We start from the raw sequence: 685 nt of genomic DNA on the forward strand, positions 1-685 counted from the left end.
AGTGGGGATGTTGGCGCGACTTCTGAGAACATCCCTCATTGTAGAAAGCCCTGATGAAACCGTTTTCGCACCGCCCTTCAGCCCTGGCATCCATGTCGTTAATGGCGGCCTTTGCCGCGCTGGCCGCCGGCCAGGCCGGGGCGCAGTCTTTTTGCGCCAGCGACGGCCAGCCCAGGCCGGCGCAGTTGCTGGAACGTTTCATCAATGCCAACTGCGAAAGTTGCTGGGCCGACCCGGCCACACCCAAGGCCGGCGCCGGCCAGCTCGCGCTGGACTGGGTGCTGCCCGGCGACAAGGGCGAGGATGCGCCGCTGTCGGCCGTAGCCGCCCGCGAGGCGCTGGACCGCCTGGCGGCGCTGCGCCAGGGCCCGCCCGCGCAAACCCTGGCCAGCACGCGGCCGGTCCAGGGACTCAAAGGCGCAACCCTGCGCGTGGCCCACGGCCTGCCGCTTAGCGGCTACCTGGGCGCCTCGATTGAACTCAAACCGATCCCGGCCGCCGCAAAGGGCCGGCAATGGACGGCCTGGCTGGCCCTGGTCGAAACCCTGCCGGCGGGCACCGAAGGCTCGCCGGTGGAGCGCAACCTGGTCAGGAATGTGCTGCAAACCCCCTGGGATGACCGCAAGCCACTCGCCAAAGACGCGCCCAACCGTTTCTTCGACGCGCGCTCCATGAGCATCGCGCA

General features: G+C 68.8%; 1 protein-coding gene. It reads left to right on the forward strand.

All coding sequences use genetic code 11. From position 1 onward, the window contains the following. Positions 1-53 precede the first annotated feature (53 nt). Positions 54-685: hypothetical protein (locus AC1DSO_RS24760; RefSeq protein WP_477071330.1), on the forward strand; the 632-nt coding region annotated here is incomplete at its 3' end.

This window comes from Caulobacter sp. P4_E5, assembly GCF_056401555.1.